The organism is Bradyrhizobium frederickii (assembly GCF_004570865.1).
Taxonomy (GTDB): Bacteria; Pseudomonadota; Alphaproteobacteria; order Rhizobiales; family Xanthobacteraceae; genus Bradyrhizobium; species Bradyrhizobium frederickii.
In genome coordinates, this window is record NZ_SPQS01000023.1 from 114,374 (window position 1) to 121,794 (window position 7,421).

The window sequence follows — 7,421 nt, forward strand, 5'->3', positions numbered from 1 at the left end:
CCATCGCGATACCGGCCTGCGCTGGGCGAGAGCGGAGCGGGCTTTTGACGGTTGGATCAACTTTGGGTGTAAATTGTGCCCATGGACGAACGGCGTAACAAGGCAAGGCATCGCGTGCTGAAGGCCGGAACCATCGAGTTCGGCGGCGGTGCGATCGACTGCACCGTCCGCAACCTGTCCGACACCGGCGCCGCGCTCGACGTCACCAGCCCCCTCGGCATTCCCGAGCATTTCACCCTGTTCGTTCCGGCGGACGCAACGCATCACGCTTGCAGGGTGGTCTGGCGCAAGGAGAAGCGGATCGGCGTGAGATTCGGGTGAGGGTTGTGTTCAGGTAAGCTCGCGCCCAAAGTTCCGCTGTCGTCCCGGACAAGCGTCAGCGCAGATCCGGGACCCATACCGCGTGATCTTTCGATCGCCGTTGGTAGCAGTACCAAACTACGGGTCTTCGCCAAACCACCTCCTGGGAGTATGGCGACGAGCGCAAGCGCTCGCGCGGGGGTTCCGGATGGCGCGCGCCTGGGGCGCGCTTGTCGGGGACGACGAGTGGAGATTGGAACGACAGCATGCGCCACACCAGCGCGCGCACTCGTGCTTTCGCTCAATTCACCCCGTCTCGACCTCGCTCAGCCGGCTCGCCAAGATCTTGTCGATCCTCCGCCCGTCGAGATCGATCACCTCGATATGCCAGCCGCCGAAGTCGAAGGCATCGCCAGTGTTCGGCAGCGCGTTGAATTGTTGCAGCACGAGGCCCGCCACCGTGTTGTAGCGGTGCGGCGGCAATTCGACGCCGAGCAAATCGCCGAACTCGTCGACCGGCATCCAGCCGGAGATCAGGAACGAATCGTCTGCGCGCCTGACATAGGCCGGCTCCGGCGGTCCCGCTTCGGAATGGAAGGCGCCGACGATCGACTCGAGGATGTCGGTGGCCGTCACCATACCTTCGAAGCCACCGTATTCGTCGTAGACGAAGCCGACGTGAACCGGAGCGGTCCTCAGAATGGTCAGTACGTCGCGCGCGTCCGCCGACGCCGGGATGCCGGGCGCCTCGCGCACCAGCGCGCGCAGGTCGGGATTGCGTTCGTTCATATAGGCGACCAGCAGGTCCTTGGCCTGGAGCACGCCGATCGGCTTGTCGCGGTCGCCATCCGAGACGGGAAAGCGCGAGTGCGGGCTCCTGGCGACGATCTCGCGAATCTCCTCAGGCGGGGCGTTCAGGTCGATCTCGTCGACCTCCGTGCGCGGCGTCATGACCGCGCCGACCGGCCGGTCGCCGAGCCGCATCACGCCGGCGATCATCTCTTTCTCGCCGGGCTCGAGCACGCCTGCATTCTCGGCCTCGCTGACAAGGTGATGGATCTCGTCCTCGGAGACCTTCTCCTCGGCCTTGCCGCCGCGGCCGAGCAAAGTGAGGATCAGCTTGCCGGAGATGTCGAGCAGAAAGACCAGCGGCAACGAGACCTTCGCGAGCACATGCATGGCCGGCGCGACCCTCACCGCGATGCTTTCGGGGTCGCGTAGCGCCACCTGTTTCGGCACCAGCTCGCCGACGATCAGGGTGGCGTAGGTGATGAGCGTGACGACGAGGCCGACGCCGACGATGTCGGCAAGGCCCTCGGAGAGGCCGAGCTCGAGCAGCCATTGCGTCAGCCGCTGTCCGAGCGTCGCGCCCGAGAACGCTCCGGAGAGCACACCGACCAGCGTGATGCCGATCTGCACCGTCGAGAGGAATTTGCCGGGATCGGCCGCCAGCGTCAGCGCCCGCTCGGCCCCGCGCACGCCCTTGGCCGCGAGCAGCGACAGCCGCGCCGGACGCGACGACACCACGGCCAGCTCGGACATGGACAGGAGGCCGTTGATGACGATCAGGACGACGACGATGACGAGTTCGAGCGAGAGCATTGACCTTCCGGAGGTAAGCAAGTGTGGCCGGATGACGGCGCAAGCCATTGATATAGGTATTCGGTGAGGAGATGCTGGTGATTCCGCGTATTCGGGCATCGAAGGGAACCGGCGTCCGGCGGTGTTCCCGAGGCGTCCGCGACGACCTGAGACTCCGCGGAACTACGGATTGTTGCTTAACGCCCCCTTAGTGGCCGTCCGCTAGATTTTCGACATTGCAGAAATGAATTCGGGGAAATCAGAATGCGGATCGGGAAGCTTTTCGCGCTGTCGATGCTGACGGTGACGGTATTTGCGGTCATCCTTGGCGCCGAGGTGCTGATACCCCAGACGCGCATCTTCGCGAACCGCTCCGACGCGATCAAGACCGTCGACGCCTTTGGTGCGACCCTGATGGCCAGCCAGCACATCGCTAGCCTTCGCGCTCCCTACATCGGACCGATCTTCCAGGAAGGCGCTGCGACGCAGGCGCAGCTCGACGCTGCCGCGAAGGCTACCAAAACGGCCGAGGCGGGCTTCGACGCTGCAAGGCGAGCCGTCATGGTGCTGGACGACGGCGGAGCGATCGCCGAAAATCTCGACCGTGCCGCGCGGCGGCTGAAGGAGATCACCACCGCTGCCGATCGCGCGATGAGCGTCCCTCTGGCGGCGCGCGACAGCACCGCGATAAAGGGCTTCCTGCCCGGCGTTGCCGAGGTTCTCGGCAACATCGAACCGGTCATGAACCGGCTCGAAGCGAAGGTCATCAATGCCGATTCCTCGCTTGCGGCGCTCTTGAGCCTGGCGCGAACGGCGCAGGATCTGCGGGTTTCGGCCGGCAGCCGCGCGGCCACGCTGTCCCCGGCGCTCTCCGCCCGCCGTCCGCTCACCGCGGCCGAGCTGTCGCTGATGGACCGCATGCAGGGACGCCTGGAGGCCGACCGCGAGCGCATCGAGGCCGGCATCGACCAGCTCGGAAATCCCTCCCGCATCGCTGCCGCGCTGAAGGCGGCAACGGATTCCTATTTTGGACAGGCAGCGGTTGCCGTGGACAGGGAGCTTCCTGCAGCCCGGAGTGACGGCAAGTACGGCGCCACCGCCGAGGAGCTGGCGAAGGTGTTCGTCCCCGCCGTCCAGATGTTCTTCGGCGTGCGCGACGCCGCGCTGGCCGAAGCGGCCGAGCGCGCCACGGCTGCGCGCAACGGCGCCCTGGCGATGCTCGCGCTGGCGGGCGTCGCCGTGCTGGCTTTGCTCGGAACGCTCGGTGGCGTGACCATGATGCTGCGCAGCCGCGTGGTGGCACCGCTCGGCCGGATCGCGGACGTGATCGGAATGCTCGCCGCCGGACAGCACGAGGTCGAGATCCCCACGACCGGCCGCGACGACGAGATCGGCCAGGTGGCGGGCTCGCTCCAGCACTTCAAGGATTCGCTGCGCGCCAAGAAAGCCTCTGACGAGGCCGCTGCGGTCGAGGCCGAGGCGAAGCTGCGGCGCAGCCAGCGCATGGACCAGATCGCGCGCGAGTTCGAAGCCATGATCGGCGACGTCATCAACACGGTGTCGTCGGCCTCGTCCGAGCTGGAAGTATCCGCGGGCACGCTGACGAGCACGGCCGATCAATCGGAGAAGGTCACCGCAACTGTCGCGGCCGCCTCCGAGCAGGCTTCCACCAACGTCCAGACCGTTGCCGCGGCGGCCGAGGAGATGGCCTCCTCGGTCGACGAGATCAGCCGCCAGGTGCAGGATTCCGCGCGCATTGCCGGCGAGGCGGTGCAGCAGGCGGGGCGGACCAACGACCATGTCGGCGAGCTCGCCAAGGCTGCAGGGCGGATCGGAGATGTCGTCGAGCTCATCAGCCAGATCGCGGGCCAGACCAATCTTCTTGCCCTCAACGCCACCATCGAGGCGGCGCGCGCCGGCGAGGCCGGGCGCGGCTTTGCCGTCGTCGCCTCCGAGGTCAAGGCGCTCGCCGAGCAGACCGCCAAGGCCACCGGCGAGATCAGCCAGCAGATCTCGGGTATCCAGACCGCGACGGAGGAATCCGTCGGCGCCATCAAGGCGATCGGCGACACCATCACCCGCATGTCGGAGATCGCCTCCGCGATCGCCTCGGCGGTCGAGGAGCAGGGCGCGGCGACGCGGGAGATTTCCCGCAACGTGCAGCAGGCCGCGCGCGGCACACAGCAGGTCTCCGCCAGCATCGTCGACGTGCAGCGCGGCGCGAGCCAGACCGGCTCGGCATCCGCCAACGTGCTGGCGTCGGCCAAGTCGCTGTCCGGCGAAAGCAGCCGTCTCAAGACCGAGGTCGGTAAATTCCTGGATGCGATTCGGGCCGCGTAGAAAGCGGTTGTGGAAGGAAGCGGCTTCACCTAGGCTCACGCCACGGGGGTGTCGCGGCCTCCCCGTCAAGTGGTGATCCCACGCAAGCGCTGCTCGCTGACCTACGGAGCGAGCAATGGATGGGATCGCTGTCGAGCTTCCAATCTTCCTGTTGGCCACTTTTGCCGGCGCATTCGTGGCCGGTCTTTCCGGCTTCGCCTTCGGCCTGGTCGCGGCGTCGCTGTGGCTCTATGTGCTGACGCCGCTCCAGAGCGCCAGCCTGATCGTCGGCTTTGGCTTTCTGGTGCAGGGCTACTCGGTCTGGAAGCTGCGCGCCGCAATCGATTGGCGCAGGCTGTGGCCCTTCGTGATCGGCGCCGTGCTCGGCGTGCCGGTCGGCGTGTGGTTCCTGACCTCGACCGATCCGCGCAGCCTTCGCCTTGCCGTCGGCGTCGTCCTGATCGCCTACAGCCTCTATGCTTTGTTTCGGCCGCAGCTCAAGCTCGCAGTCGCCGTTCCACCCGCCGCCGATGCTGCGGTTGGTTTCACCAACGGCCTGCTCGGCGGGCTGACTGGGCTTGCCGGCATCGTCATCACGATCTGGTGCAATCTGCGCGGTTTCCCCAAGGAGGTGCAACGCGCGACGTTCCAGCCGGTCGCAGTCGTGGTGTTCGCCACGGCGGCGCTTTGGCTGGGTGTCAGCGGATCGCTCACACTCGACACGGCAAAGCTGTTCGCGCTCGGCTTGCCGTTCCTGTTTGCCGGAACCTGGCTCGGGCTGAAGCTGTTCGGCCGGATCGACGAGACAACGTTCCGCCGGATCGTGCTGGCGCTGCTGTTCGTCTCGGGTGTCGCGCTGCTGTTCTGAGCTCTGGCGGCTCAGAACTCGCCGTGCAGCCTTCCTGAGAACACCGACACCGGTCCGCGGTCGGCGTTGTAGGCGGGGTTGACGATCAGCTGGTAGTCGGCGGTGAGCGTGAGATTCTTGTTCACCGCATAGGCGTAGTAGGTTTCGAGGATGCGCTCCTTGCGGTAGTTGAGCGCACCGTCGCCGATCAGCACGCCGAGGCCGCCGGCGGCGAGGAAATCGCGATAGTCCTGCGATATTGCGTTGATCGCGCCGCCGACCCCGATCACGTCGTCAGGCCGGCCCCATTTCGTGCCCTTGATGGAAAGTCCGGCCGACAGGCTGCGATGAATGTCGGTGAAGGCCAGCGTTTCGAACCGGCCGTCATTCCAGCTCCAGCGGCCGAACAATCCGAGGTCGTCGGTGATCGCCTGCTCGAGGTTGAGCACATAGCCATATTTCACGCGGCCGCGCCGGGTCTGCGCGATGTCGAGATTGAGCGCGGGATTGTCCAGTGTCTCGCGGAAGCTGCCCATATTGGCGCTGTCGAGCCAGCCCATGGTCCTGAGCTTGCCGGGCTGGCCAAACAGCGAGAAGCGCGTCTCGAGCTCGAGCACGTACTGGCCGCGCTCCCCGACCCTGGTGTCGAAATGATTTGCATTGGACTCGGAGACCATCAGGAAATAGCCGCCGCGCAGCGCCCATTGCTTCTGATTGAACTCGGCGGTGACACCGTAGGTGAGACCGACCTTGTCGGCGGAATAGTCGAAGGCGCCCGGCGCCCACAGCGACCAGTTCATGAAGTCCTTGCGGGTGTCCTTGGCGTAGGCATTGCCGTCGAACACGTCGACCACCGCGAACTTGCCGGCCTGCACGGTGAGGCGGGACACGTCGACCTTCTGCCCCAGCTGCAACTGGCTGCTCGCGAGCTCTTCCTGCTCGCCGCCGAAGCCGAAGGTCTGTCGCACGAACAGGCGCGAGGTGTTGTAATGCGGATAGGGGAAGTTCGACTTCTGCGCCTCGCCGTTCGGGAAGCCGGCCGCGCCGACCGTGTCGCTCAGTCCAAATCCCTGCAGCAGCTCGGGATTGTAATAGACCTCGCCGCCGTCCCACAGCCGCGCGTTCAGGAACAGGCTGTTGCTCCACGTCGCCTTGGCTTGCCGCGACGGCGAGAGCGAGTTCGGTCCGGTATAGAGCGCGGGGAACGACGGATAGCCTTGCGGCAGATAGGTGCTCTGGCCGTGGATTTCCCAGCGATCCGATTCCGTGTCGATCAGCGAGCTCTTCGGGTCATAGCTCTTCATACCCGGCCAATCGACCTTGCGATTGAGGCCGAGCCTGACCTGCTGGAAGTCGAGCGACGACGAGCTGTATTGAGCGCCCGTCGAGAAAGCGACATTGGCGCCGTCGAAGCGGCTGTAGAGATATTCGAGCCGTGCACTCCAATGCGGCGCGAAAGCGTATTCGACGCCGGCGCCTGCGATCCAGCCCGGCCGCGTGTTCAGGATCTTCGGGATTTCGACGCCGGATGCCGGCGCGTCGAAATAGCGCTCGCCCATCCAGGCGAAGCCGCCGGTGGCGTAGACGAGCCACGGACCGCTGGTGTAGCCGACGCGGCCGCGGACGCTCGCGGTGTAGTCCCATTGCTGCGTGACGGTGTTGGCGGGCGTCGTCAGGAAGGAGACGATCGAGTTCGAGGTGATGTAGTTGGGAAACGTAAAATCGCCTTCGACGCCGACCAGCCAGCCGGAGTTGAGTCGGTAATTGTAGCCGGCCTGCACGCCGCCGATCATGCCGCTGAAGACGCCGCTGTCGCTGAGTGCTGTGCCGTCGTTCAGCGCAAAGTGCGACGAGCCGCGGCCATAGCCGGCATGCGCGCCGATATAAAGGCCGGTCCAATCATAGACCGCTCTCAAGGCCGGCGCCTTCAGCGGCAGGTCGGCCGCGCGGCCGGCGGTCGGAAAAGCCAGCACGCCCGTGGCGATCGCCGCGGCCGTTCGCAAGTACCTGTAGCGGTGATCTCTCAAATTCAAAACGCACGCCCCCAAACGCGAATGTCATCCATCCACCGCGACATCCCTGCCGATTCGCGGCGGCCCTGTCATCAGATCTTAGGCGCCCGCGCACGGCCGAGATGATCTCGGCTCGAGCCGACTTCGTCCCAAGCTCCTGAACCCGAGACAAACCTTATTGCGATTAATTCGCAATAGCAACAGATACGGATTGCCGCAAAGGATGGTTCGCATCGCTGTGTGACGAGGCTGCAACAATTCCGGCGGCCCTAAATGAATGACCCCGCCCGGGGGGACAGCCGGGCGGGGTCATTCATTTAGGGCCGCCGGAATTGTTGCAGCCTCGTCACACAGCGATGCGA

General features: G+C 65.5%; 5 protein-coding genes. 3 read left to right on the top strand and 2 right to left on the bottom strand.

The annotated features are described in order from the left end of the window. Nucleotides 1–81 precede the first annotated feature (81 nt). A complete protein-coding gene (locus E4K64_RS31470; RefSeq protein WP_135166864.1) occupies nt 82–321 on the top strand; it encodes a PilZ domain-containing protein in 240 nt (79 codons plus the stop codon). A 285-nt stretch (nt 322–606) separates the two neighbouring features. On the opposite strand, the gene E4K64_RS31475 is transcribed toward E4K64_RS31470, so the two are convergent. After that, on the bottom strand, nt 607–1,902 hold the full coding sequence (locus E4K64_RS31475) for a hemolysin family protein (RefSeq protein ID WP_135166865.1): 1,296 nt from the start codon (nt 1,900–1,902) through the stop codon (nt 607–609). Nucleotides 1,903–2,145: 243 nt separating this feature from the next. Between E4K64_RS31475 and E4K64_RS31480 the strand changes: the two genes are divergently transcribed. Continuing rightward, nucleotides 2,146–4,221, top strand: coding sequence for a methyl-accepting chemotaxis protein (locus E4K64_RS31480; protein ID WP_135166866.1), 2,076 nt, complete (start codon nt 2,146–2,148; stop codon nt 4,219–4,221). 115 nt (nt 4,222–4,336) lie between these two features. Further along, entirely contained in the window at nt 4,337–5,068 is a 732-nt protein-coding gene (locus E4K64_RS31485; RefSeq protein WP_135166867.1) for a sulfite exporter TauE/SafE family protein, read from the top strand. 11 nt (nt 5,069–5,079) lie between these two features. On the opposite strand, the gene E4K64_RS31490 is transcribed toward E4K64_RS31485, so the two are convergent. Beyond that, nucleotides 5,080–7,050, bottom strand: a complete 1,971-nt coding sequence (locus tag E4K64_RS31490) for a carbohydrate porin (RefSeq protein ID WP_135166877.1) — start codon at nt 7,048–7,050, stop codon at nt 5,080–5,082. Nucleotides 7,051–7,421 lie beyond the last annotated feature (371 nt).